27 protein-coding genes, 1 tRNA gene and 1 pseudogene are annotated in these 24,976 nt (G+C 34.5%); 9 read left to right on the forward strand and 20 right to left on the reverse strand.

The window, feature by feature from the left end; translation table 11 throughout:
• Nucleotides 1–39: 39 nt before the first annotated feature.
• Nucleotides 40–327, reverse strand: coding sequence for a UPF0058 family protein (locus QZN33_RS04040; RefSeq protein ID WP_296789668.1), 288 nt, complete (start codon nt 325–327; stop codon nt 40–42).
• Nucleotides 328–619: 292 nt separating this feature from the next.
• Complete coding sequence (locus QZN33_RS04045; protein ID WP_296789669.1) at nt 620–1,336, reverse strand: UPF0280 family protein; 717 nt, start codon at nt 1,334–1,336, stop codon at nt 620–622.
• A gap of 45 nt (nt 1,337–1,381) precedes the next feature.
• On the opposite strand from QZN33_RS04045, the gene QZN33_RS04050 reads away from it, so the two are divergent.
• Nucleotides 1,382–2,761 (forward strand): 2,3-diphosphoglycerate synthetase, encoded by a 1,380-nt coding sequence (locus tag QZN33_RS04050; RefSeq protein ID WP_296789670.1) that lies wholly within the window; start codon nt 1,382–1,384, stop codon nt 2,759–2,761.
• 156 nt (nt 2,762–2,917) lie between these two features.
• Here QZN33_RS04050 and QZN33_RS04055 read toward each other — a convergent pair whose 3' ends face one another.
• On the reverse strand, nt 2,918–3,100 hold the full coding sequence (locus QZN33_RS04055; RefSeq protein ID WP_296789671.1) for a hypothetical protein: 183 nt from the start codon (nt 3,098–3,100) through the stop codon (nt 2,918–2,920).
• A gap of 335 nt (nt 3,101–3,435) precedes the next feature.
• On the opposite strand from QZN33_RS04055, the gene mtxX reads away from it, so the two are divergent.
• Genes mtxX through QZN33_RS04070 form a run of 3 tightly spaced genes read left to right on the forward strand, consistent with a single transcriptional unit; the run spans nt 3,436 to nt 5,732 of the window.
• Nucleotides 3,436–4,149 (forward strand): methanogenesis marker protein Mmp4/MtxX, encoded by a 714-nt coding sequence (mtxX, locus tag QZN33_RS04060; protein WP_296789672.1) that lies wholly within the window; start codon nt 3,436–3,438, stop codon nt 4,147–4,149.
• Nucleotides 4,150–4,203: 54 nt separating this feature from the next.
• Complete coding sequence (gene uppS / locus QZN33_RS04065) at nt 4,204–4,968, forward strand: polyprenyl diphosphate synthase (RefSeq protein WP_296789673.1); 765 nt, start codon at nt 4,204–4,206, stop codon at nt 4,966–4,968.
• A gap of 2 nt (nt 4,969–4,970) precedes the next feature.
• Nucleotides 4,971–5,732 carry a TatD family hydrolase gene (locus QZN33_RS04070; RefSeq protein ID WP_296789674.1) on the forward strand — a complete coding sequence of 254 codons (762 nt, stop codon included), beginning with the start codon at nt 4,971–4,973 and terminating at the stop codon, nt 5,730–5,732.
• Here QZN33_RS04070 and QZN33_RS04075 read toward each other — a convergent pair.
• The 5 genes from QZN33_RS04075 to QZN33_RS04095 form a co-directional block, all read right to left on the reverse strand.
• Nucleotides 5,729–6,097 carry a hypothetical protein gene (locus QZN33_RS04075; protein WP_296789675.1) on the reverse strand — a complete coding sequence of 123 codons (369 nt, stop codon included), beginning with the start codon at nt 6,095–6,097 and terminating at the stop codon, nt 5,729–5,731. The two genes, QZN33_RS04070 and QZN33_RS04075, sit on opposite strands and share 4 nt — an antisense overlap.
• Entirely contained in the window at nt 6,098–6,235 is a 138-nt protein-coding gene (locus QZN33_RS04080; RefSeq protein WP_296789676.1) for a hypothetical protein, read from the reverse strand.
• Between the two features lie 181 nt (nt 6,236–6,416).
• A complete protein-coding gene (locus tag QZN33_RS04085; RefSeq protein WP_296789677.1) occupies nt 6,417–6,800 on the reverse strand; it encodes a carboxymuconolactone decarboxylase family protein in 384 nt (127 codons plus the stop codon).
• Between the two features lie 16 nt (nt 6,801–6,816).
• Nucleotides 6,817–7,317: a hypothetical protein gene (locus QZN33_RS04090; protein WP_296789678.1), complete on the reverse strand. Its 501-nt coding sequence runs from the start codon at nt 7,315–7,317 to the stop codon at nt 6,817–6,819.
• A complete protein-coding gene (locus tag QZN33_RS04095; protein ID WP_296789679.1) occupies nt 7,314–7,709 on the reverse strand; it encodes a hypothetical protein in 396 nt (131 codons plus the stop codon). Before QZN33_RS04095 ends, QZN33_RS04090 begins: the two co-directional genes overlap by 4 nt.
• A gap of 97 nt (nt 7,710–7,806) precedes the next feature.
• Between QZN33_RS04095 and cobM the strand changes: the two genes are divergently transcribed.
• Nucleotides 7,807–8,559 carry a precorrin-4 C(11)-methyltransferase gene (cobM, locus tag QZN33_RS04100; RefSeq protein ID WP_296789680.1) on the forward strand — a complete coding sequence of 251 codons (753 nt, stop codon included), beginning with the start codon at nt 7,807–7,809 and terminating at the stop codon, nt 8,557–8,559.
• Between the two features lie 64 nt (nt 8,560–8,623).
• Here the strand turns inward: cobM and QZN33_RS04105 are convergent, their stop codons facing one another.
• The 9 genes from QZN33_RS04105 to hypA form a co-directional block, all read right to left on the reverse strand.
• Nucleotides 8,624–8,746 carry a hypothetical protein gene (locus QZN33_RS04105; RefSeq protein ID WP_296789681.1) on the reverse strand — a complete coding sequence of 41 codons (123 nt, stop codon included), beginning with the start codon at nt 8,744–8,746 and terminating at the stop codon, nt 8,624–8,626.
• Nucleotides 8,747–8,840: 94 nt separating this feature from the next.
• Nucleotides 8,841–9,785, reverse strand: a complete 945-nt coding sequence (locus tag QZN33_RS04110) for a methionine synthase (RefSeq protein WP_296789682.1) — start codon at nt 9,783–9,785, stop codon at nt 8,841–8,843.
• Nucleotides 9,782–10,093 carry a DUF1894 domain-containing protein gene (locus QZN33_RS04115; RefSeq protein WP_296789683.1) on the reverse strand — a complete coding sequence of 104 codons (312 nt, stop codon included), beginning with the start codon at nt 10,091–10,093 and terminating at the stop codon, nt 9,782–9,784. The genes QZN33_RS04110 and QZN33_RS04115 overlap by 4 nt, the downstream gene beginning before the upstream one ends.
• 2 nt (nt 10,094–10,095) lie before the next feature.
• A complete protein-coding gene (locus tag QZN33_RS04120; RefSeq protein WP_296789684.1) occupies nt 10,096–10,554 on the reverse strand; it encodes a DUF1890 domain-containing protein in 459 nt (152 codons plus the stop codon).
• A gap of 13 nt (nt 10,555–10,567) precedes the next feature.
• A complete protein-coding gene (locus tag QZN33_RS04125; RefSeq protein WP_296789685.1) occupies nt 10,568–11,650 on the reverse strand; it encodes a hypothetical protein in 1,083 nt (360 codons plus the stop codon).
• Between the two features lie 38 nt (nt 11,651–11,688).
• Nucleotides 11,689–11,761, reverse strand: a tRNA-Ala gene (locus QZN33_RS04130).
• 55 nt (nt 11,762–11,816) lie between these two features.
• Entirely contained in the window at nt 11,817–12,857 is a 1,041-nt protein-coding gene (locus QZN33_RS04135; RefSeq protein ID WP_296789686.1) for a DUF354 domain-containing protein, read from the reverse strand.
• 15 nt (nt 12,858–12,872) lie between these two features.
• Nucleotides 12,873–13,526: a hydrogenase nickel incorporation protein HypB gene (hypB, locus tag QZN33_RS04140; RefSeq protein WP_296789687.1), complete on the reverse strand. Its 654-nt coding sequence runs from the start codon at nt 13,524–13,526 to the stop codon at nt 12,873–12,875.
• A 16-nt stretch (nt 13,527–13,542) separates the two neighbouring features.
• Nucleotides 13,543–13,917 (reverse strand): hydrogenase maturation nickel metallochaperone HypA, encoded by a 375-nt coding sequence (hypA, locus tag QZN33_RS04145; protein WP_296789688.1) that lies wholly within the window; start codon nt 13,915–13,917, stop codon nt 13,543–13,545.
• Between the two features lie 171 nt (nt 13,918–14,088).
• Here hypA and QZN33_RS04150 point away from each other — a divergent pair, with 171 nt between their 5' ends.
• Nucleotides 14,089–15,237 carry an aldo/keto reductase gene (locus QZN33_RS04150; protein ID WP_296789689.1) on the forward strand — a complete coding sequence of 383 codons (1,149 nt, stop codon included), beginning with the start codon at nt 14,089–14,091 and terminating at the stop codon, nt 15,235–15,237.
• Between the two features lie 302 nt (nt 15,238–15,539).
• On the opposite strand, the pseudogene QZN33_RS04155 reads toward QZN33_RS04150, so the two are convergent.
• A pseudogene (locus QZN33_RS04155) lies at nt 15,540–18,110 on the reverse strand (DEAD/DEAH box helicase); the annotation flags it as partial.
• Nucleotides 18,111–18,719: 609 nt separating this feature from the next.
• Here QZN33_RS04155 and QZN33_RS04160 point away from each other — a divergent pair.
• The 3 genes from QZN33_RS04160 to QZN33_RS04170 are packed head-to-tail and all read left to right on the forward strand — an operon-like array spanning nt 18,720 to nt 23,116.
• Nucleotides 18,720–21,188 carry a DEAD/DEAH box helicase gene (locus QZN33_RS04160; RefSeq protein ID WP_296789691.1) on the forward strand — a complete coding sequence of 823 codons (2,469 nt, stop codon included), beginning with the start codon at nt 18,720–18,722 and terminating at the stop codon, nt 21,186–21,188.
• A 10-nt stretch (nt 21,189–21,198) separates the two neighbouring features.
• Nucleotides 21,199–22,416, forward strand: coding sequence for a PD-(D/E)XK nuclease family protein (locus tag QZN33_RS04165; protein WP_296789692.1), 1,218 nt, complete (start codon nt 21,199–21,201; stop codon nt 22,414–22,416).
• A gap of 25 nt (nt 22,417–22,441) precedes the next feature.
• Nucleotides 22,442–23,116, forward strand: a complete 675-nt coding sequence (locus tag QZN33_RS04170; protein WP_296789693.1) for a DUF169 domain-containing protein — start codon at nt 22,442–22,444, stop codon at nt 23,114–23,116.
• Here the strand turns inward: QZN33_RS04170 and QZN33_RS04175 are convergent.
• On the reverse strand, nt 23,108–23,761 hold the full coding sequence (locus QZN33_RS04175) for an NTP transferase domain-containing protein (protein ID WP_296789694.1): 654 nt from the start codon (nt 23,759–23,761) through the stop codon (nt 23,108–23,110). The genes QZN33_RS04170 and QZN33_RS04175 overlap by 9 nt on opposite strands.
• A 26-nt stretch (nt 23,762–23,787) precedes the next feature.
• Nucleotides 23,788–24,975: a hypothetical protein gene (locus QZN33_RS04180; RefSeq protein WP_296789695.1), complete on the reverse strand. Its 1,188-nt coding sequence runs from the start codon at nt 24,973–24,975 to the stop codon at nt 23,788–23,790.
• Between the last annotated feature and the right edge of the window lies 1 nt (nt 24,976).

The raw sequence follows: 24,976 nt of genomic DNA on the forward strand, positions 1-24,976 counted from the left end.
AAAAAAAAATTAAAAATAATATGAAAAAAAGTAAAAAAATCAGTGCGCATTAATTTCATTTTCAGATCTTTTAACTAAATCTGCTAGTGAATTGCGGACATTTTCAGGAATAGATTCATTTTCCTTTTCAGCAACTAATTGAGAAATTATCTTGCATAACACAAAAATAGCATGTTTATGCTCAGCTTTTGTTTTGTGAATATGATGAGGACTAATTTTTAGGCTAATATACTCACTGCAATCATTGGTAATTTGGTCATCTTCTGCTAAATATTTTAAAACATATACTAAAAATTGATGTAATTGTATCATTTCGTCTTTATACATAGATATCTAACCCAAAATAACTAATTTAATTTTAGTTAAAATTTAACTCCTTTTTCTATACAATAATATTATAGTGTAATCATATTTAAATATTGCATTAAAAAATACTTTACAAAATTTGAAATCTGCAAAAATTAGAATAAATGAAATAAGATATCTAACTGTAATCAAAATAATTTTAAAATTAAAAATAATGAACTGCACAGATGAAAAATTCGGACTAGAAAATAAGGTTTTAATCTTTAAACAATACTTTTAATTAATCAGTTCTATGAGAATATGAAAAGGAAAATCAGTGCTTTATGTCAAACTCATTGGTCTCTACAATCTTAGGCAATTTTCCCAGAGTACCCACATTATCATCACAAATAATAAGAACACCGTCAAAATACTTTCTGTAATTATCACAGCACTCCAATGCATTGACCACCTTATCTTCACTTGTAGAACCGTCAACACGGTTGGCAATTTTTGTTGCAAGTCCGTCACATACTGATGCAGAATTGCCTATGACAGTAACTGCATCAGATACGCCAAAACTTATTGAATGGCCAATCTTTCCAGAAGAAGTTGAAATGCCCAAAGGTTTTTTTCTTTTCTTTATTTCAAAAGCAATATCATTTCCCAAAACTTCATTGTTAGAGTAAATTCCGCACAATACCTTTCTGTCGTTTAAAATCGCAACATCTCCACCGTTTTCAACTATCGAATGACTTGAATTATTTTTAATGAGATACTCAAGGGCCATCTCAGAAATTGTCCCCGCAACACATGCCATCGGACCAACATCACAGACAATTGAAGATTCATACATCCTCAAAACTATATCAGAGAGATTATCATCAGGGATTTTTAAAGGGGAAAATGAAAGTAGAAAGTCATCATTTCCAAGGATATAATCTTTAAGATTCCTTCGAATGGATAAAATATATCTTTTCAAATCATGACTGACCAAATCTGTTGTAAGTCTTATATGGGTTTCGCCGATATCAATTTCTGAAAACTGCATATTTTATAATTTAACTTATAAAATATAAAAATTATATTAAATAGTATGAAGGCTTTAAACAGAATGCTTTGTTTAGTTGATGGTGAACATTACTTGCCAGTGACACAGGAAGCAATAGATACATTAAACAATTTGGAACACATCGATATTATAGGAGCAGTTTTTATTGGAGGAACAGAAAAGCTCAGGGACGATTCAGAGGAATCCTACTCTGAAAAATTGGGCGTTCCTGTTCAATTTGCAAAAGATAAAGACATTCCCTATGACATCATAGTTGAAATGATTAGAAAATATGATGCAGATACAGTCTTTGATTTAAGCGATGAACCTATTCTGGACTATCCTAAACGATTCAAAATAGCATGCAAGGTTTTAAATGAAGGAATCACCTATGAAGGACCTGACTTTAAGTTTGAACCTACATCACAATACGACATAATGGAAAAACCATCAATAACCATACTGGGAACAGGAAAACGTATCGGAAAAACAGCAGTTTCAGGATTTGTATCAAGACTCATTGACAAAAACGGATATGAACCGTGTGTAATTGCAATGGGCAGAGGAGGACCTGAAGAACCTGAAATAGTACACGGTGAAGAACTGAAAATCAATGCAGAATTCCTGCTTGAGCAGTCTGAAAAGGGAGTTCATGCAGCAAGTGATCACTGGGAAGATGCGCTGATGAGCAGAATCCTGACAATAGGATGCAGACGATGCGGAGGCGGAATGGCTGGAGAAGTATTTCTTACAAACATGAAAAAAGGAGCAAGACTTGCAAATCAGGTAGATTCAAAATTTGCAATATTTGAAGGAAGCGGAGCTGCAATACCACCTATAAAAACAGATAAAAAAATCGTACTTATCGGTGCAAATCAGCCTATTGAAAACCTGACAACCTATTTTGGACCTTATAGAATCGCCCTCGGTGATATGGTTATTTTAACAATGTGCGAAGAACCTATGTGCAGTAATAAAAAAATAAAAGAAATAGAAAATTTTGTAAGTGAAATTAATCCGTCTGCAACAGTAATATCTACAGTCTTCAGGCCTAAACCTTTAGATAACATTGAAGGTAAAAAAGTACTGTTTGCAACTACTGCCCCTGAAGAAGTTAAAGACAAACTGGTGGAATATCTGGAAAGCAATTACAGCTGTGAAGTAATCGGTACAACTGCTCACCTGTCAAACAGACCTCTGCTTCGTCAAGACATGGAAAAATACATGGACAAAGCAGATGTCATGCTGACCGAACTTAAGGCAGCTGCCGTTGATGTGGCTACAAAGGATGCCCTAGCACACGGACTTGAAGTGGTGTACTGCGATAACATACCGGTAGCCATTAATGACACCTATCCCGAACTAGACAAGTCAGTTTTAAAAATTGTCGATAGTGCAATTGATGATTTTAACAAATCATCATAAAACTATCTTTTTTTATAATCAAAGTAATTCTGCAATTGATATAACCATCTTAATGTTAAAAGATTTAATAATTCTGTTTTTCTGATTATAAATATTTTAAAATTTCAAGACCCAAATCTGTATTTTTGTAGAGTCTGCCTTTACGGGCATCCTCATTTAAACACACAACAATTTAAGGTCTTTTAAAACATTGGAGACATGGTTTGTTCTCAAACCTATATCTTCAGCGATTGCAGATGGGATTTTAATACTTTCACCAATACTTTTTATAATATTGCATCTGTACTCTGAGGCCATTACATAACCTACAATATCAAAAATCTCATCATTATTATTCATAATTATAATAACTCAATTTTATTAAAAAAATGTTTCTATAATTTAAACATTTTTATATACAAAATAAGAATTGTTAAACATAAAACCGCAAGAAAAAAAATTATGAATAAAAATTTACACATAAATTTTATACATAATGATAAAAAATACTATCAAAAAATATACAGATTTTAATATTTTAAAAATAAACTGAATTTGAAAAAAAAACATAAAGCATACAATAACTTAGTAAAAGAATCTTCCATACCTAAACATTTTTATATAAAAAAAAGAAATCGATGAACCTTAATTTTAACAAAAAAATTAATAAAAAAAGATAATAAACTTTATACATAATGATAAAAATTGCTATAGGAATAGGAACAAACAACAATATTTTAAAAGCCATAGAAGAATTTGAAAAAGAATATCAAGCAGATATAGATTTAGTACACGATGACAACGATTTAGCAAATGCAATACTTGATGATGATATCGATGCCGTGGTTCGAGGTTCACTTGCCGCATCAGGCGTGATAAAAAAAGTGAAAGAAAATTTTCCAGACATCTCAAGGGCAACTTATGTCAACGGAGACGGGAAGGAATTCCTGCTTTCACCAGTTGGAATAGATGAAGGAAGCACAATTGATGAGAAGTTTAAAATTGCTGAAAACTGCGGAGAATTTTTAGAAAAACTTGGAAAAGAACCGAAAATTGCCGTTCTTGCAGACGGAAGAAAAGGAGACTACGGAAGAAGCGAAAAGATCTCCAAATCCATTGACGATAGTGAAAAGCTTACCCAAATGATTAAGGAAAATACTGATTTTGAAGTGAAAAACTATTATATTCTAATAGAGCAGGCAATAAAAGACCAATGCAATGTAATCATTGCACCGGACGGAATAATAGGAAACATAATTTTCAGAACCCTTATTTTAGTAAACTCATGGCCAAGTTATGGTGCAGTAACATTTGGAATCAACGGAATATACATTGACACCAGCAGAGACCAGAGTGTTGAAGGATATCTTAGAAGCTTAATATTTGCATACCATTTAGCTAACCTTTAAAAACATTAAGACACATAAATATTAATTACTATAAAACTTTTAAGGGATTTGATTATGGCAGAAAATATACTTTATAGAATATATGAATGGTACATATCCAGAGGACTTGTTCCGGAAAAGATGCCAAAACATGTAGCTATAATTATGGACGGAAACAGAAGATATTCCAAACTCCAGGGAAACATAGACGTTGTCAAAGGACATGAAATCGGAGTAGATACATTAGAAAAAGTTTTAGACTGGAGTATTGAACTTGGAATTGAAATCATTACTGCCTATGCATTTTCAACAGAAAACTTTAATAGGCCAAAACATGAAGTTGAAGGGCTGATGAACCTGTTTGTCATCAACTTCAAAAGGCTTGTGAACCACGAAAAGATACACAAAAACGAAGTTAAAGTACAAGTCGTCGGTAGAACTGAACTTTTGCCCGACAATGTGCGGGAAGCAATACATGAAGCTGAAGAAGCAACAGCACACTACAATAAAAGATATTTTAACCTTGCAATAGGTTATGACGGACGTTTGGAAATCGTCGATTCAATTAAAAAAATCATTGAAGATGTACAGGCAGGAAAAGTTTCAATCGATGACGTTGATGAAGATATGGTAAGTAAAAATCTGTATACTGCAGGTCTGGATGATCCGAACCTTATTATCAGAACAAGCGGTGAAGAACGCTTAAGCGGATTCCTCCTATGGCAGTCATCATATTCAGAACTTTATTTCTGTGAAACATTATGGCCGGATTTAAGAAAAGTCGATTTTATCAGAGCCATAAGATCATATCAGGCAAGAGACAGAAGATTTGGAGTTTAAATATGATTGATACACATTGCCACATTGATTTTGAAGACTTTGACAAGGACAGAGAAGAGGTTATCAAAAGAGCAAAGGACAAACTCGATTACGTTGTAGCATCAGGTTACAGCATAGAAAGCAATCGGGATGTTTTAAAACTTTCACAGGAATACAAAGGTTTTATTTATCCTACTTTTGGTTTTCACCCTGTAAGCTCTCAAAATTGCACTAACGAGGAACTTGAAGAGGCACATAAATATCTTATTGAAAATTTAGACAATATTGTGGCTATCGGCGAGGTTGGAATGGATTACTACTACGTAACAGATAAGGAATTACGTGAAAGACAGCAGGAAATATTCAGAAGCTTTCTTGAAATCGCAAACAATCACAAAGTTCCAATCGTAATGCATGTAAGGGACTGTGAGAAAAAAGCTGTCAACATCATCGAAGACTACGATGACATTCCTTATTTTATTTTTCACTGCTATGGGGGAAGTCTAAAAACAGCAAAAAGGATTATGAACCGTGATGATTCATATATGAGCTTTTCCACAATGCTTTGCTATTCAAAACATCACCAGGATTTAATTGAAAAAATTGACCTGGACTATGTTTTAACTGAAACTGACAGTCCATATCTGGCAATGACAAAAGAAGAGCGTAATGAACCGGTAAATGTTGTTAAAGCAGTTCATAAAATTGCTGAGATAAAACAGATGGATGTTAAAGTTGTTGATGAAATTACCACCAACAACGCCAGAAAAATTTTTAAAATTTAGTAATGAAGTGTGAAATTCAAATTAATCAGCACATCATTATTTTCCTTAACGGCTTCGATTTCCAATTCGAAGTCAGTTAAATCTTTTTTTACCAAATCAACCAGATGCCAATCTAAAAGAGAATCATTCAAATAGATTATAAATTGGTTTCTGTCAATTTTAACGGATTTTCTGCAAAAGAGTTTGAAAGCATAGAAATACAGTTCTATTCTAAATATCAAATCTTCCTTATCGCCTTTGCCGTTAATGAAGAAATCCTTTAAATCTTCCTGCAGAATTTTACCTTCATCACCGGTATCGGCTCTGAATGTTTCCATTTCCTTTAAATCATTCATCAGTTGTTCTTTTTCTTCATCATTATACATTTAATCACCGTCGAGTGAAAATTTTAACTTTATTATATTGTATTTATTAGGCATGAAACTTAATGTGAACTTATCGAAAACATCATCCAGCTTTCTTAAAATACTGAATTTTAAATCATCAGGAATTATATAAAGCATAAATGAATCTTCCTTGATTTCTACACCCAAATCCTCAAGAAGAGGGATTCCAAGTTCGCTTATGAATACATATTTGTATACAATAAGCTCATAGTCATTGACTTCCTTATTGCTGGAAATTATATCATAAAGTTCTTCCTGCAGTTTGGATGCAACTGCATCAAAAGTTTCGCCGTTAATTCTAATCCCTCACAGGCATTAGTCCTCTTTCACTAAAGACCTCTTTTGCGGCTACAATACCGTTGATTGCTTTTGGAAATCCGCAGTAAGCAGACATCTGCATTATGATTTCAACAATTTCAGTCGGACTGTTTCCTACATTTAAAGCGGCATTAATATGTTCTTTAAGCTGTGGAATTGCCCCTAAAACTGTTATTGCAGCGACTGTACATAACTCACGAGTCTTTAAGTCAACTTCAGGCCTTGAATAGATTTCAGAATATGGAAATTCAATTACAAAGCGTGACAGGTCCGGTGCAATATCTTCCAGTTCCTTGAAAATCTCTTCAACAGGCTTCTTTTGAATGTCTTCCAAAATTTCCTTTCCTTTTTCATATCTTGACATAACATTAACTATGTCTTTAAACCCATTTAACATTAGCTGTTGTGTAAACATAATGAGGTGAGAAAACGGGATTGTAAAGTTTGTTTGTAGATGCCGTTGAATTGAAACTTAACGCAACAGACTTTCTTAAATTATAGTTTATTCTATCCCCAATGGAATCCAACTGTTTTTTTGAAAAGTCTCTCGATGATGTTGCATAAACCTTAAACTGAATTTTTTTCTTGTTAAAGTTGTTGTCCATCCCCATCTCCGAATAGGTGACATTTACTATTTCAACCGAATATGGAATTAAAAGCATACTTTTATCCTTTGAATAATCAGAATAAGTCTGTTTTGGATAAATTCCACTTGAAGATGAGGCAATTCCATCGTTAATGCCGTTTCTGGCCGCACTCATAGCAATATTCAATTCCTGATCTCCAGCTATAAAAACAGCTGAAAGCATAATTACCAATATCAGTACTCCCGATAAAAGCAGATATTCCCCGCTGATTTGTCCTTTGTTGTCAATTTTCATGTTATCACTATTTTTCCTTCACTATTTTTTGAAATCATATAGCTTTGTCCACTATGCAATTTATATTTTGAATCAATATTTGAAAGTGGAAACAATGTTTCTCCCTTTTTGCCATCATATTCTATCGTTAATTTTGTTTTATCGACCGTTATTTCATAATAACCTAAATTAGAAGGCAACTTAATGGATTTAGAGTAACCTTCCCCATTGGAATTCACCTGACTTATTTCATTTGCAACGCCGTCCAAAACAAGCCTGTGTGCAACATTATCTTCAATATTGAAACTTGATTCAATAGCCGATTGAGATAAAAATAATAATGGAATAGTTATCAATAAAATAACAAAGATTGAAAACAAATATTCTATTGAAATAAAACCTTTATTATCCATATTTTTAAATTATCTTGAAGATTAATAAAGTTTTCTCAAATTAAAAGACAATATTGAGACAAAATCATTAAATAATATATTAAATATAAAATTTACCATGAAAGGAAAAGTAATTTTCATAGGTGCAGGTCCTGGAGACCCTGATTTAATCACCGTAAAAGGAAGAAAAGTAATTGAAAATGCTGACGTTATTATTTATGCAGGTTCACTTGTTAATAAAGATGTTTTAAACCCTGCTAAGGATGAATGTGAAATACACAATAGTGCTTACTTAAACCTGGAAGAAACTGATGCAATTATTACAGAAGCAGTTAATGAAGGTAAATTGGTTGCCCGTGTACATACAGGAGATCCTTCAATTTACGGAGCAATAGGCGAACAGATTCGTGAACTTAAAAAACATGATATTGAATATGAAATCATTCCGGGCGTAAGTTCTCTTTTTGGTACTGCAAGCGTGCTTGAAGCTGAATTGACACTGCCTGAAATTTCACAGAGCGTTATAATAACCCGTCCGGAAGGAAGAACTCCAAAACCTGCCGGTGAAAGTTTAGCCAGCTTTTCCAAGCATCATGCAACCATGTGTATCTTTTTGGGAATAGGTATGATTGATAAAGTAGTTGATGAATTGCTTGAAGGTTATGAAGAAACTACTCCCGTTGCAGTTGTAAAAAAAGCTACCTGGCCAGACCAGCAAATAATTAAAGGAACCCTTGCAGATATTGCAGGAAAAGTTAAAGATGCCAATATTACAAAGACTGCGATGATTGTGGTGGGAGATGTCTTAGACCCAGGTGACTTTAATGCATCTAAGCTATATGATAAAAACTTTAAACATGAATACAGATAAAAAATTAATTTCCCAAAAGCCATTTTTCCAATGAATTTTGGGAAAGCAACTTATTTTTTTAATATTATTTGTTTTTACAGCATCCGAAAAAGAAGTTTCTTATTTTTTTGGTTTTTTTATTGCTGTCTGCTTTTTTCTTCGCTTCCATTTCATGCAAATGGTTTCTGGCTTGAGCCATATTATCCATAATTTCACCTCATTTTTAGTTATGCCTAAATATTATTATGAATCATAATATATTTAAAATTATCTGAAAAAAAAGTAAAGAAAAATTAATAAAATCAGTTATATTTATCTTTAATCTGATTCATCAACTGCAGTTTTTTAAATGCAACATCTTTAGGTGCTCTACGAAGGCCGCAGTCAGGATCCAAAAGAAGATTGTCTTTTCCAACAATATCAATAGCTTTGGTGACTAAATTTTCAATGTCATTGATGTCATCAACTTCATTAACTGATGAATCAACACATCCGAAACCAACTTTTTTACCTGATAAAAGTGAAGCGTTCTCTTCCAATACACCCAAATTAACATTGTTTCCTGCAAATTCAAAGTCCAGAATATCAACATTGAATTTTGCAATGTCTTTGAATGCATCTTTTAAAATACCGCAGACATGCATTGCCAATGGCACTTCCAGACCATCATGTAAAATATCAATGGCTTCACGGGCTGTTTTCATTTCCACCATTCCTGTAGATAAAAACGGCTCGTCAATTTGAATGTAAACCGGTTCAACCTTTTTAGCGATAGCATCAACTTCATATTTTAAACTATGAGCCAAATCAATGATTGCATCTTCCTTATTTTTATAGAATGATTGGATTCTGGAAGAGTGAACAATAGTATTCGGTCCAGTGATTATTCCTTTAACTCCTTTGCCTTCAGGGATTTTACCGCCATAGTAATCTTTCATAACATCCTTGGCGTATTTCAGGTCCTTGACTGAAATTTCCTGAGTAGGTCTTAATATTTTGGATGTGATGAATGTATTTCCGTCTTCAATCACCATTCCGGAAATATATTTTGTAAAAATAGAAACCATGTCACCTCTAACCTGGCCGTCGGAGATAATATCTACTCCTGCATCAAGCTGAGCTGTGACACAACTTTTAATAGCATCCTTAAAAGGATCATGTGCTCCAAGAGCACTTAATAATTTATCTTTTGCTGAAGAAGGTTTACTTACTTCAACCGGAAAGCTTCCGACAACTGTAGATTTCATTTTTTACCGGTATCCAATTTTCTTATTTTTTCAACTTCTTCTTCATCTATTGGCAGTTCCACAACGGAAGTCCCATGACAAGGTTTTGTGTAAGGTAAAAAGACAGTACCTTTTTCATGGTCAAATCCTATTGGAATTGGCGGAATCCCAATAACTCTAACGCCCAATACTTCATCTCCAGGTTTGATATAAACCAAATCATCAGCTTTAAATCTGATAATCATGGCACAGTCTTTAAAACCTGCTTTTGAAGCATGTATTTCATAATTGTCTGATTGTTGAAGATAAGTATCTAAACAGAATGACATGACTATTCAAACTCCTTAATTGCTTTGTCAAATTTAACTTTAATTGGTGAAGGATTATGGAAAGCTCTAACTGCTGTAATTTTAGCGTTACTGCCACTTTCTTCTATCATATTTACAAATTCAGCAACTTCATCCGCATCTCTTGAAAATACCAGTGCAAGAGATTTGGTCTGCAGGATTTGATCAAATGTTACGAAAAATGATGCAGCCGCATCCTTGTGGACAAATCCAACAAGTAAATCATAATCCCCTTCGTTAATGTCTCCCAACAATCTTTCCAAATCAACTAACTTAAGATTATAGAATCCTTCGGGGTCTGAAATTTTTACAAGTTTTGATGCTGCAGGATTAGCAGCTATTGTAACATCATAACCTAATTTTGTTAATTTATTAAAAACATAAACTGCCATCGGAGTTTGTGATGGAGTCTCCGGACATCCAAGTAAAACTAAAGCTTTCATTTATACACCCTCATTATGATCTTGTTTTAAGTGTAACTACATTAGCTAAAATTAATGCACCTATAAAAATAAATGTCATCAGCGCCATACCGTTGATGGTTCTGTTGAAAACAAACATACCAATTAATGCCTGAGCACAAAATGCAGCTAATGCACCTGTTAACAATACTTCTCTTCCCAAGTATTTTTTATTATTTTTCTCTCTTTTTTCTCTGTAAATGGTTAAGACTTTAAAACCGATGAGAATTGTACCTAATACAAATACCATCAATCCGATAAGACCTAAATATCCAAAGTCAAATCCATAACCGAAAATACCCGGAAGCATATAATCAATTGTATCTTTCTGGTTTACAAGTATACCGAAAAACATCGGGAACGGCAAACCAAAGAACAATACGAACTGCATCGGAAGCGTAATATATCCTTCAGCAAACGCAGTACCTTCTGCTCCCCAATAAGAAGCATTTGCATTATGTCCTATCAATTGGATGTTATTCAATACGGTTTTAATACTTGATAAGGAGTACTGTTCAATCCTTGTCAATCTCAACACAGGAGAGAAAATTGTCATACCCGTAACTCTTGCAATTGCTTCGAGTAAAAAGAACCCTCCGACAGCTGCTCCCAACAGTATCATGATTCTTTTTCCGGTAATGAATGATTTTTCTCTGAAAGATTTTGAAATAATCAAATAACCTAAGAATAATCCTAAAATCCATAAAATCAAAAAGGATCTGTGCATTAATCCACCAAAGACTGTAATTCCAGCTATAAATAAAATTACAAATCTTCTAAGCGGCCGTATATCTACACCCGATTCCTTCATGACCTTCAGCGATGCTAATGCTGCAACTGCTCCTAGAAGAGCAATTGGTCCGAATGGGTGAGTAAATTCTGCTTGACTTGAAGAAATAATCAATAGAATAATGTCCGCTCCAAAAATAACTGTAAAACCACCTATAATAAATAGTGATAAAAAAGTCACTACACTTAAAGAAAGCGGAATCAAGTTAAGAGCAAATACTAATGTAACAAATAACATTACTCCTACTTCTACAATTAATTGTAAATGATTTTGAGCAATCAATAACATAATTTAATCACAATTCGTCTTTATTATAAAAAATTAAGTGGACTGACCGGGATTTGAACCCGGGGCCTCCGCCATGCCAAGGCGACGATCTCCCATCTGAGCTACCAGCCCAAAAAAATTTGAATCAAATATCAATTAAGATATTTGAAATTAATAGTATAAATATCTATTTACCATTTTTGGCCAAATCATATAAATTATCAATTATGACCTGGAACAAATCATCGGTTTTCAAATCAATTTTTTCATGAGGATTGACAATATAATCAAGAGCCTTATTAATTACCTCATCAGAATCAATTGACCTGTACATCAGACCCTTGTTGATGTAATACTGGTCAACAGACAATGTTTCACCAGGATAACATGAAATTACAGGAGTCTGCAGGATTGCAGCTTCCCTGTTCATTGTTCCACCCGCACCGATTACCAAATCACATTTTTTGATTATGCTTGATGTATCAACCGGGGGCTTTAATATTGAAACGTTTTCAATTCCTTCAAATATCTCAGCCTGTTCCTTGAATCTTGGAAGAATTAATATGTTAGCTACATTTTTCAGTTCATCCACAATAGGTGACAGGACAGATTTTCTGCAGTCAGTATTCAGGTAGGATGCGAGTGAAGGTTCCGGCCTCATAAGTATTGTTTTTTGATGATTTAAGTCCAAGTTCAAGTCATTGAATACATTGTCATTGTATTTGAAGCTTTTGAAGTGCATCAGTTCAGAAGTACCTTCATATGAAATGATTGTGTTTGGATCGGCTCCGAATTTCATCAGTTTCCACATGTCGATAATTTTAGGCGTAATTATTCTATCACATAAAGGCAATGTTAATTTGTTAGCTGCAAGAGCATGTTCGTTGTCCAAAACGTACAAACTAGGGATTCCCAGACCAAATGAAATTCTAGGAAGCTCTATAGAATGCTTGCTAAGGGCAACATCCACCTTTTCGCCATGTATAATATCTACAAGATTATAAACACGGGATGTGCTTTCCCTAAGCTTGTCATATAAGCTCACACCATGTTTTCCTACAGATATAAAGTCAATGTCATACATTTCCATTAATTTATGGATATCACCGAATTGTCTTGCAGTGACAATTACATCCTCACCTTCAGCCTCAAGGTACTTGATTACATCCTTGAAAAATCTTACATGAGGAGCATTTGAAATATCAACCCAAACTTTCACAAAAACCACCAACTAAATACAGATTCAGTTTTTCATTGCATCTTCAATAACTTTAATGATTTCATCCAATCCAATGCCTTCTTTTAAACTGGATTTGATGACTTTAACTTTAGGATTTAATCTTTGAGCATCTGCAACCATCTTATCTGCATCTGCTCCGACAGCATCAGCCAGATCAACCTTGTTGATTACAACCACATCGGAAGTCTGGAAGATAATCGGATGTTTTTCAACAGTGTCGTCACCTTCAGTAACACTGACAACGACAATTCTTAAATGAGAACCTAATTCAAAGTCAACCGGACAGATAAGGTTTCCTACATTTTCAATTATTACCATATCCAAATCATCAAGAGGTAAATCAGCAAGTCCGTGACCTACAAGGTGTGCATCCAGGTGGCATTCTTTACCTGTATTCAAACCTACAACAGGCACATCATGTTTTTCAATACGTCCTGCATCAAATTTAGAGATAACATCACCTGCAAGAACGCCTATTTTATAATCAGTATTATCAATAATTTCTTCTACAAGAGTTGTTTTACCGGAACCGATTGCTCCTACAAAATCAACACAGAAGATTTCTTTTTCTTCTAAGTTTTTCAGGTTTTTGTCTGCTAATTTTTTATTAGCATCCATAATATTTTTTTCTATTTCTACATCTGCAATCATATGCATAAGAATTCCTCCTAATTTACTCCTCAGGTTTTTCTATAACTATATTTTTAACAATTATATCTTTTCCGTTCAGGATTTCAATTTGATAACTGTCACACTCAGGACATTTGACAATTGGAGCATAATGGTCACTATCATCAAGAACAGCTTCACCATGGAACTTACAGTCATAGCATTCAATTTCTGCAGGAATTTCTTCGAAATTGATTTGGGCATCTTCCAAAATAGTATTTTCAACTAAAACTCCCAATATGAACTGCAACTGTTCAGGATTTATCATTGCAAGCCTTCCGACTTCAATAGTAACTTCATTAACTTCAGTAGCATTATTTGCCTGTGCAGTTTCAAGAACTGCATTAATAATACCTTGTGCCATAGATAGTTCGTGCATTTTACTACTCCTTAAATAAATCTTAATATTATAATTTTAGCATTATTTATTAATAAAAGTATTTACTATTAATTAAAATTTGGAGTAATACCTATATAATATATGTTGTAATATACAACAATTTTATATATTAACTTATTCAAAAAATATTACTAATAAGGAGATAATATTATGACTTACAAATCAAAATTCGGTTTCGGTTGCATGAGACTTCCTCAAACCGATGCAGAAGACCCTACAAAAATTGACCAGGAACTATTCAATGAAATGGTTGATTTATACATGGAACATGGCTTTAATTACTTTGATACTTCTTACGCTTACCATAACGGAGTCAGTGAAGTTGCCCTCAGAAAGGCAGTAGTGGAAAGATACCCTCGTGAATCCTATAAGATATGTGACAAGATGCCTACATGGGCATTAACCTCCAAAGAGGACAACGAGAAATTTGTAAACGAGATGCTTGAAAGATTAGGAATAGATTATTTTGACGTATTTTTCGTCCACAACATCAATACACCTTGGTATAAACTTGCAGAAAATGCAGATTCATTTGAATATGTAAAAAATATGAAGGAGAAAGGTATTGCCAAAAAAATCGGTTTCAGTTTCCATGACCATGCCGAACTGCTTGAAGAGGTTCTTGACAAATACGCAGATATCATCGACATTGTCCAGATTCAGCTGAATTACCTTGACTGGGAAGACCCTGTAATCGAATCAAGGAAATGCTATGAACTGTGCGTCAAACACGGCCTTGACGTTTATGTGATGGAACCTTTAAAAGGAGGACTTCTTGTAAATGCTCCTGATAACATTAAAAAAGAATTTAATGAATTCAGTCCTAACAAGTCAATAGCCAGTTTCGCTTTAAGATTTGCAGCATCACTTGACAACGTTAAAATGGTTTTAAGCGGCATGAACCAAATGGATCATCTAATTGACAATATCAATACCTTTGAAAACTTTGAAGTCCTAAGCGATGAAGAAAATGAATTTTTAAAGAAAATGGCCGAGAAGCTGGATGAAAGTGTTGCAGTTGCCTGCAGCGAATGCGGATACTGTATTGACGCATGTCCTGAAATGATTCCTATTCCAGAATATTTCACATTATACAACATTAGTAAAAACAGACCTGAAGAAGACATTTACAAACTGTATTTCGACAAGCTGGCTGATGAAAAGGTCCCTGCTGATGAATGTACCTACTGCGGAACATGCCTTGAACACTGTACACAGCAAATTGACATTCCGGAAGTGCTTGAAAAAGTCTGTGAGAACTTTGAGACCGGTTTTTCACCATATGCCGGTTCACCTTAGGCAACCCTCATCTTTAACTCTCTAACCATTTCACCATTCTTATTTATTTTTGATGCTCTTTTATAGTATTCAACTGCTTTCGGAAAAATTCCTGACTGATAATAGACAAGTCCCATTAAAGCCAGCGCATCTGCATTTTTATCGTCAAAATCAATGATTTTTTCAAGTATTTCAGAAGCAGTGCTTAAATCACCCTGATGGTACAAATCATATGCTTCCTCATACATCACATCCACATCATCCAACGTGTCTATTTCCACATCTTCAGAAGTATCCTGGGGCTTATCTGAAAGGAGCACTTCAAGTTCATTGGCCATTTCATTTGACCTGTCTAAAGAAAGAGCTTTTTTAACAAAATAAGTTGCAATATCCTTTTGCTCCTGATTATATAAAATCTGAGCCATCAATGCCATTGAATCAACATGCTTTTTATCTATTTGAAGAATGTTATTGAGAATGTCTTTGGAAGCTGAATAATCGCCCTTATTATATAACTCCAATGCATCATCAAACATCACACCCACATCACTTCCATCATTTTTATCATCGGGTTTTTCGATTATTTCATGTTTTTCTTCGGCTTTTTTGGAAATCAGCTGACACATATAGTTGAGAATGTATTTGGTTGCGTTTTTGTGAAGAGGCTTGTTATCGTTACCGCATTTCGGGGAATATATGCATGCAGGACATCCGCTTTTGCATCCGCAGTTTTCAAGAAGGTCAACTGTGGATTTAAGCAGATCTACAAATACATCAACCGCCTTTTCACAGATTCCGATTCCTCCCTCATAACCGTCATAGATAAAAATAGTAGCTTCCTGAGTGTCTTCATGATAATTTGTTGAAAGACCACCTATGTCAAACCTGTCACACATTGTATGCAAAGGAAACAGTCCGATTAATGCATGTTCAGCACCATGAAGACCGCCTGCAAATACTTCCTCTTCTGAAAACATGTCTTCCAAAGTATCCTTAACCTGTTTTGGAATTGTAAACCATAATCCTTTAGTTTTAAATTTTAAAGGAGGTAAATCAAGAGGATATGTTCCTATGGCTTTTGAAAACTGCATCTTTTTGTATTTATAGTAGTCTTCCCGTACAATAAGTTCACCGAAGTGGATTGTAAGATTTCCATATTTTGTTTTGGAAATTTTCTTTTCTATATTGATTTCAGTCTTGTTTAAAACCATTGTGTGATAATCGACAGTTTTCTGGCTGACATTAACAAAGCCGCTTTTGAGATTGACGTTATTGACTACATAAGTGTCACCCTTGTTAATGAGAATTGCCCCTTCATGAGCTTCCCTGTATACCTGTGAGCGTTCCATTGACTCAAGTAGCCTGCCGTTGTTCATTACCTTAAATTCCTGACCTGAAATCTGGTCAAGTGAATGGTCCATTGCAGGATTGTCATCATAAGGATACATATAATCCCCTCTGAAATTCTTATGCAAGTCCTTTTTTAAAACAAGCTCATCAAGAATATCCTCGTCAAGGTTGAAGTACTTATAGACTTCACCGCTTTTTATAGGAAGCTCCTTGGCTGCACATAGGATATGCGCTTCCTGCAGGATAGGATTGGTCAAATCGATAATTGCATTTTCATGAGGCTTGTCAAAGAAAAATTTGGGATTGTTCATGAAATACTGGTCAAGCTGATTTTCAAATGCTATCAGAATAGCTAATGATTTCTGATTGCTTCTTCCTGCCCTTCCTGACTGCTGCCAGGTTGAAATCATAGTTCCGGGATAACCTGAAATGATAACTGCATCAAGAGACCCTATGTTGATTCCAAGCTCCAATGCGTTTGTGCATGTAACTCCCAGATATTTTCCGCTTTTAAGACCGTCTTCAATTTCACGTCGCTCTTCCGGCCTGTATCCTGCACGATATGCGGCAATTCTGTGAGCAAGTTTTCCTTTTATCTGAGTCATGTCCTTTTTAGCCCACATTGCTATCAGTTCAGTTGTCTTTCTTGAAACTGTGAAGCATAATGTCTGAATTCCCTTAAGCATCATATAAAGGAAAATGTTTTCAGTTTCCATGTGCACGGAAGGTGCATTCTGCATATTGACCTTGTTTCTTCTGTAATTTTTAAAAGGATTATATAATATAAAATCCTTTTCACCGCTAGGAGATGCATCTTCATCAATCAAGACAAATTCTTCACCGGTCAGCCTGTTTGCAAGCTCCAGAGGATTTGCCAAGGTTGCTGAAGAGAGTATAAACTGAGGATAGGACCCGTAGAAATTGGCTATCCTTTTAAGCCTTTTAATCAGAAATGCAACGTTGGAACCGAAGACTCCCTTATAGTAGTGTGACTCGTCTATGACAATGTAGCGTAAATTTTTATAAAATCTGCTCCACTGATGGTGCCATGATAAAATCAGATGCAGCTGATAAGGGTTTGTTAAGACAATTCGTGACTTTTCCCTGATTCCTCTTTTTTCATCTCTTGGAGTGTCTCCGTCATAGGTTCTTGGATTGATGGTGATTTCAAGCTCCTTTTCAAGGTTTTCAAGAACATGGAGCTGGTCATTGGAAAGGGCCTTTGCCGGATAAATATAAAGAGCTGTTGCATCGCCGTCTTCAATCATTGTCTCCATAATCGGTAAGTTGAAAGCAAGCGTCTTTCCGGATGCAGTAGGTGTTGTAATGATTACATTTTCATCCTTTTTGATGGCTTCATAAGTGTCCGCCTGATGAGTGTAAAGTTTAACATCCCTTGAATCCAGATACCTGATGATTTTTTCATTTAGATTATCGACTTTTTTAAAACTAGCTTCTTTTGCCGGTATTGTCTCTACATGTGCAATATTATCACGATAACGGACATCATTTTTAAACATATCAATATTGTTGGGCTCAGACATAATATCAGCAAAATTAAATTAACAAATATATTTTAAACTTAATTAATATTTAAATCATTCGTTGCTTTTGAAATTGAAAAGAAAACAGTAATGAAATTATAAAGTAGATATTGAAAAATCAAAATTATTATAGTATATTTCTAAAAGTTTTTACCAATTTTTGAATTATTTTTTTTATTTTTTTGTTATCATATTATTTATCAAATGCTCTCTGATTAATAATAAATTATATGGTATTATAATATATTGTTGTCGAGGAAAAAAAGTTAAAAAGAGATTGTTTCTTTTTAATGGCATTTCCTCTGGAATTTTACTAGTTTATAACTGCCCAAGAATAATTTTACAAAAAATGGTAAAAACATTAAGTAAAAGACTATAAAAACACGTATTAATGGAAAAGTTAGGAAAAAATTTCCTAACTTACTTACACATATTATGGAAAAATTAAATTTCCATATAATATTATCTAAATCAGCAAATATAATATTTTGGTTAACCTAAATTTAATTGGATTAAAGTTAAATTTAGATTTGTTATCAAATGCTCTCTCATTGCCTTTATTAATTAGTTTAACAAAAAAATTAATTATAATAGACCATGAGGGAAAAAATGATTTCATATGAAGAATTTGAAGACATTATAGTAAACACACTTAAAAGAGACATATCTTCAAATCACGATCAGAAAAATGCAATACTCACTGATTGTGACAAATCCCTTTTTATTGTAGCAGGACCAGGATCCGGAAAAACGACCGTTATGGTGCTTAAGATATTGAAATATATTTTTGTGGATGATATTGACCCAAGTGAAATATTAGCTACAACATTTACAAAAAAAGCAGCTGCAGAACTTACTTCAAGGATTCTTGGATGGGGAGATGAAATTAAAAATCACCTAACAGACCAACTTGACGAAGATGATTTTGAAGACATAGAAAAAATCTTAAAAATCGAAAGAATAGATTTCAATCAGATATACGTAGGTACAACAGACAGTATTGCTGAAGAATTACTGAGAGACTACAGGAAAGCCGGAGAGACACATCCTATTGTCATTGAAGACTTTGTTGCAAACTCAGCAATGATAAAGATATTGATTAATGATGAAAAATATCTTGACAAGGAACTTGTGGAATATCTAAAAGAACTCACCGGAAGAGCAAAACTGACTGAACCCTCAAAAATGAGCGAAATCCTACTTAAAATCAAAGATAGAATATATCATGATAAGGTAGATTTCAGCGAACTTTACAGGGAAAGTAAAGGAGGATTTAAACTTGCACTTGACTGTATAAGGGAATATGAAGAAGTCCTCGAAAGCAGACATACAATCGATTTTGCAATGCTTGAATCAAATTTCCTGGAAAAACTGAAAAACGGCGAATTGGATGACTTTCTCGAAGACATTAAAATCGTTCTGATTGACGAATACCAAGACACAAATCTTCTTCAGGAGGACATCTATTTTACAATAGCAAAATCAGCACTTGAAAATAACGGCAGCATTACAGTCGTAGGTGATGATGACCAGTCACTCTACCGCTTCAGAGGAGCGACTGTAGATTTGTTTACAAACTACAAAAAAAGAGTTAAAGACCAGCTTGGAATCGACGTTGAAGAAATCAACCTTAGAACAAATTACCGGTCAAGTGAAAATATTATTGAACACTGCAACCGGTTTGCAGAACTTGATAAGCAATATCAGTTGGCAAGAGTTAAAAACAAGCCTAAAATTATCGCGCCTGATTTTGAAAAGGACAAAATGCCTGTTCTTGGAATGTTCAGGAATAATGTTGAAATGCTTGCAAATGATCTTTCAAAACTCATAAACAATCTTGTAAATAAAGGCGAAGCCGAAATAAAAGTTCTGCAGGTTTTAAACGAAGACTTTTATAAAAAGATGAATGGTAACATTGATGTTGCAAAAATGCAGCAGATCAGACAGGAAAATATCCGGAAAGGTAAGAAAGTTGAAAAAATCAAACTTAAACTGGACCCTGAGCACGGTTCTGCTTCTGATATTGCAATTTTATCATATTCCCCAAAAGAACGCCAGTACAGCACCAGGTCCTTTCTCCATCATTTAAGAAAGAACTTAAGAAATCTGAAACATCCTATTGAAATGTTTAATCCTAGAGGTATTGATCTTCAGGACGTGGATATTGTAGCAATATTCTGCGGATTAATTCTTGAATGCATCGACCCTGAAGGAAGTATTCAAAAAATGGACAAGACAATTCCAAATCTTGCAAAAAGAAACATGACAAGATGGAGAGTTAAAGCCAAAGAATACATTAAGCTAGACCCTGAACCTAGAGAACCTATGTCACTTAACAGTTTTGTAACCCGATGGCAGATTAGAAGACCATATCCTGAAGTTGACAAAGACGGAAAAGATATCGAATGGCCTAAAACCGCCAGCCTGATGGAGCTTGCATATAAACTTACCACATGGGTTGAAGACCTGCAGGAAGATGTGGAAGGAATCGTTTACCTTGAAGCGATTACAAAATCAATTACACAAACAGGATTTTTTAACGAATACCATTCAAACATTTCATTCCGCTCTCCAAAAGATGAAAGGGATTCCGTTTTAGAAGCAATATGGAATATTTTCATTCCTCTTTCAACAGGAGGAATTTCAATTGACGAATCACATCTGGATACTTTGCCTGAAGACAGAGTCAACGTATTGTCTATTCATCAATCCAAAGGACTGGAATTTCCGCTGGTAATTGTGGATGTTGGCTCACAGTTTAAAACAAACAACATTAAGACCCAGAGACTGAGATTTCCAAAATCCATTAAGGACAAGATTACCATTGAAGATACGATAAGAAAATACAGTTCATTGGGTGAAAGCGAACGAAGTGAAAAGGACCGTTCCTTTGATGATTTGACAAGACGTTACTTCGTTGCATTTTCAAGAGCTGAAAGCGTTTTAATACTGGTGGGTCTGAATCCTGCTATTGAAGGATATACAAGCAAAAACCAGCACTTCAACATCCCTAATATTGCATTAGGATGGAGCAGAGATGAAGAATATGTTGGTTTCAAGGAGATTTATTTAATATAGGAGTGATTGGATGAAATTACCGTCAAGATCAAAATCATACATGATACCTGAATACAGTCTGACTGGAGATTTGCTTTCATACATTACCTGCGGACTACAGTACCGTTATCAAAATAAAGGAGCACTTCCACCTTCCAAACCAGTTCAGAGATGGTTTGGAGAGTTTATTCATGGAGTTTTAGAGGAATCCTACAACGAATGGAAATATGGTAAAAAGGAATTTCCATGGGACTGGAAGGAAGATATCAGACCAATAGAAGACCTGATTGATTTGAGACTCCAGGTAAGGGGACTGTATCCTCACGATGAAGATCTGTTTTTCAGCATAAACCAGCCGGGAATGAACATGACCATAGATGAGTTAAACGAACACGACCACAAGAAACTGGCCAGCGCAAGAGCTGAAAAGGCAATAAATATTTGGGGAAAACATCTCTTTCCGTTAATCGATTCGGCCGAACTGCTAATCAAAGGAGTGCGACCAATGCCAAATTACGATAAAAACACAAGCCGTTCCAATTATTACGGCATCAACGGTGTTGTGGATGTTTTAACCTCTACAAAAATCAACACAATGGATGAACAGAGCACATTATACAATTTCAACAACAAGATAGTGCAGTTTATCAAAAATAATCTTGAAACCAGTGATATTGAAGATTATGAAGTTATTATTGACTATAAGGGTATGAAAAGACCGCCAATTAAAGTAACTGACCCATTAAGTGAGGATAAATGGGAAAATCACAAGCAGCAGATTCTGACATACTCCTGGCTTCGCTCAAAACAGGAAGATGCAAAGGACATTTCAGCAGGAATTATACTTTATCTTAATGAACTCGTACCATCAAAAGAAGACCTTGTGTTAATCAAGGAGGAAATCAGAAACAACCTGACTGATGTTCCTGAAGGAATTGAATTTGATGATGATATCGAACTGATTGAGGAATGGGAAGAAGATGAAAAGGCACCAAATTTGTCTGAAGAATTTAAAATTGCCCGTTCAATCAGATTTATCAATGTCAATGAGAAGGAACGTGAAAAAGCTCTTAAAAAATTCGATAATGTTGTATGCGATATTGAAAATTCACTTGTAAGTGAAATGAAAGGCTGCAAAATTCAGGACGCCTGGAAAGCGGAAGCCGATAAAAGGACATGTCTTGCATGTGATTTTCGGACATTCTGTAAAAATAACAGTGACATAACAAAAGACTTTAAAATTCCATAATACAAAATAATATTAGGCGATTAATATGTCATATTTGGAGAAAAACAAAAAATATTGTGAAACTATCGAAAGTAAAATTAAACTCGATGCAAAACCAGTTGCAATGAAATTAATCAAAAGCGAAGATGACCTTCCAGAAGGTTACGATTTGATTGATGAAAAAATCAGACACTGCGAAATGGTTAGAAAAGCATCATTAGGCAGCAAATTTTACTCAACTATTGAAGAACAGATGTGTTTAGGCGGAGCAGGTGCTATCGGACTTAGAGACATGCCTGAAAAATTGGCAAACGGTGAAAAATATTTCTCCCTCGGAAGATTCCAGGATTTGGAAACCGCTAAAAAACTCACAAGCAAATTATCAATCGTTGAAGATATCCATTGGGGAATGATTTATGCACCTTTAGATGAAGCTGACTTTGAAGCAGATGTAATTCAAATCATTACCGAACCTGTTGGCGGAATGAAACTTGCTCAAAGTATTGTTTATAAAACTGGTGAAAAAATCAATCCTTCATTTGCAGGTATCCAGTCATTATGTGGAGACGCATTTGCTAATCCTTACATAGAAAATGGAATTAACTTCACTTTAGGCTGTGACGGTTCCAGAAAAGCAGCTGACATTAAAGATAATGAAATGACAGTCGGTATCAGCAAAGCTAAAATCGAAGAAGTTATTTCAGGTCTTGAATCAATCTAGAAGATTTAAATAATCTTCATAATGATTAATATTCAACAATTCTTTTTCATTTTTTTCTTTTATTCCATAAAATGTATAGCCATCAGCAAAAATCTTTCTTAAAATCGGATTTAAATTATCATCCTCATTTTCAAGGTATTTCATAAGATTCATTCTGGGAGCAACAAAAGGCATTCCCAATCCTTCTGCAGTATCCAATAGCCCAGTTTTTCTTCTTCTTAAAATGGATATTGTATTGAAAGGATTTTCACTTTTTCGGCTTACTTCAATCATTTTATTGAAAGTTTCCGGAGTTACGGTAGGCTGGTCTGCAGTTATGCATAATGCAAAATCAGAGCGAGCATTTGAAAGACCATTGTAAAGTGATGTTGATAAACCTACATCAACCGGATTATTTTCTACGAATTTTACTTGATCTTTATAATTATCAAAGATAACTTCTTTTATTTCATTAGAATAATGGCCAAGTACCACAATACATTCATCTACATTTAAGGATAATGCATTGTCAATAGTTGTCTCTATGACAGTTTTATCTTTAAATGGTAAAATCAGTTTATTTGTTAAATCAATATTGCGAGCCATCTGGTCCTTTCTCATTCGAGAGTTCTTACCGGCTGCAGTAATTATTGTTGAAATAGACATATAAAAAAAGAAAAGAAAGATTATATTCACTTAGATGGAATATATCTTGTTATTTGTGCATAAATACCCATTCCAGTACCTGAACCTTCAGTCCACATGGAAATTTTTACTGGGTAGTCATGATTGTTTGTTACAGTAATGTCACTTGCAGGATTATAACCGAAAAGTACTGCATCTTCAGTATTATCCATACCGACAGGCAATCCGAATCCTTCTGCAAGAACTGCTGCTCTTAATGCTCTAGCTGAAGGACATACACCGTGTGCTGCACTTCCACCAGGAGCGGATGCATCGTTTGCTGATTCAAAGTAGACATAATCCTTACCAGAACTGGTTGAGTTAGGCGGAATAATAGTACCGTTCCAAGCTTCAACAAACTGTCTTGCGTTAACTTCCCTGATTGAATCTCCATATTCAGGGTGAGAACCTAATGAAGTACCATAGACTTCACCGTTTTCTTGACTGTAGTTACCTGAATATAACAGTATAGGCGAACCGGTCGGATATTCAGCTGCATAATCTACAACATCCTGACCAAAGATTTTTGGAACATCTGCTGAACTAATATCAGATCTGCCATCGGAAAATCCGGTCATACCTTTTTCAAGTGTAAATGTGGAACCGACATCTGCATCATAATTATACCAGCTCACAATGGTATTATTGTCATAATATTCATTACTGAAATTTAAATTCTTAATTTGATCTGTAGGTACAGACTGAATAACTTTATCTCCTTCGATTACGTCAACACCACTTTCAGTTTTACATAAAAGTTTATATGGTTCACTGTAACCCCAAACATAATTATCCGGTCCTTTAACTGCTAACTTATCCCCCTCAAAAGTAATATAACCTGGACCATCAATACCTTTTGCATTTCCATAAGAATCAATGCCCTCTCCTGAAACGGTTGTGAAGTCAAATGGAACCGTACCGGTAGATAGAGACATGAATAATCCCTGTAAATCAAAAGCTAATATCTGATGGGTTAAAAATCCCAGATTACTAATCAATGGAACCTCAATAGTTTTATTAATTCCCACAATAGATTGACCATTAAAAATGGATTGACCTACAGAAATATTATAAGTATCAGCTACACTCTGTCCAGTGTAGGGAGTGCTACTAACAAATGAAAATGCGAACAATAAAATACATGCAAATAATAATGCCAAGAATATTAACAATGATGTTCTTCTCCAACTTCTCATT

This window comes from uncultured Methanobrevibacter sp. (assembly GCF_900314615.1).
Lineage (GTDB): Archaea > Methanobacteriota > Methanobacteria > Methanobacteriales > Methanobacteriaceae > Methanocatella.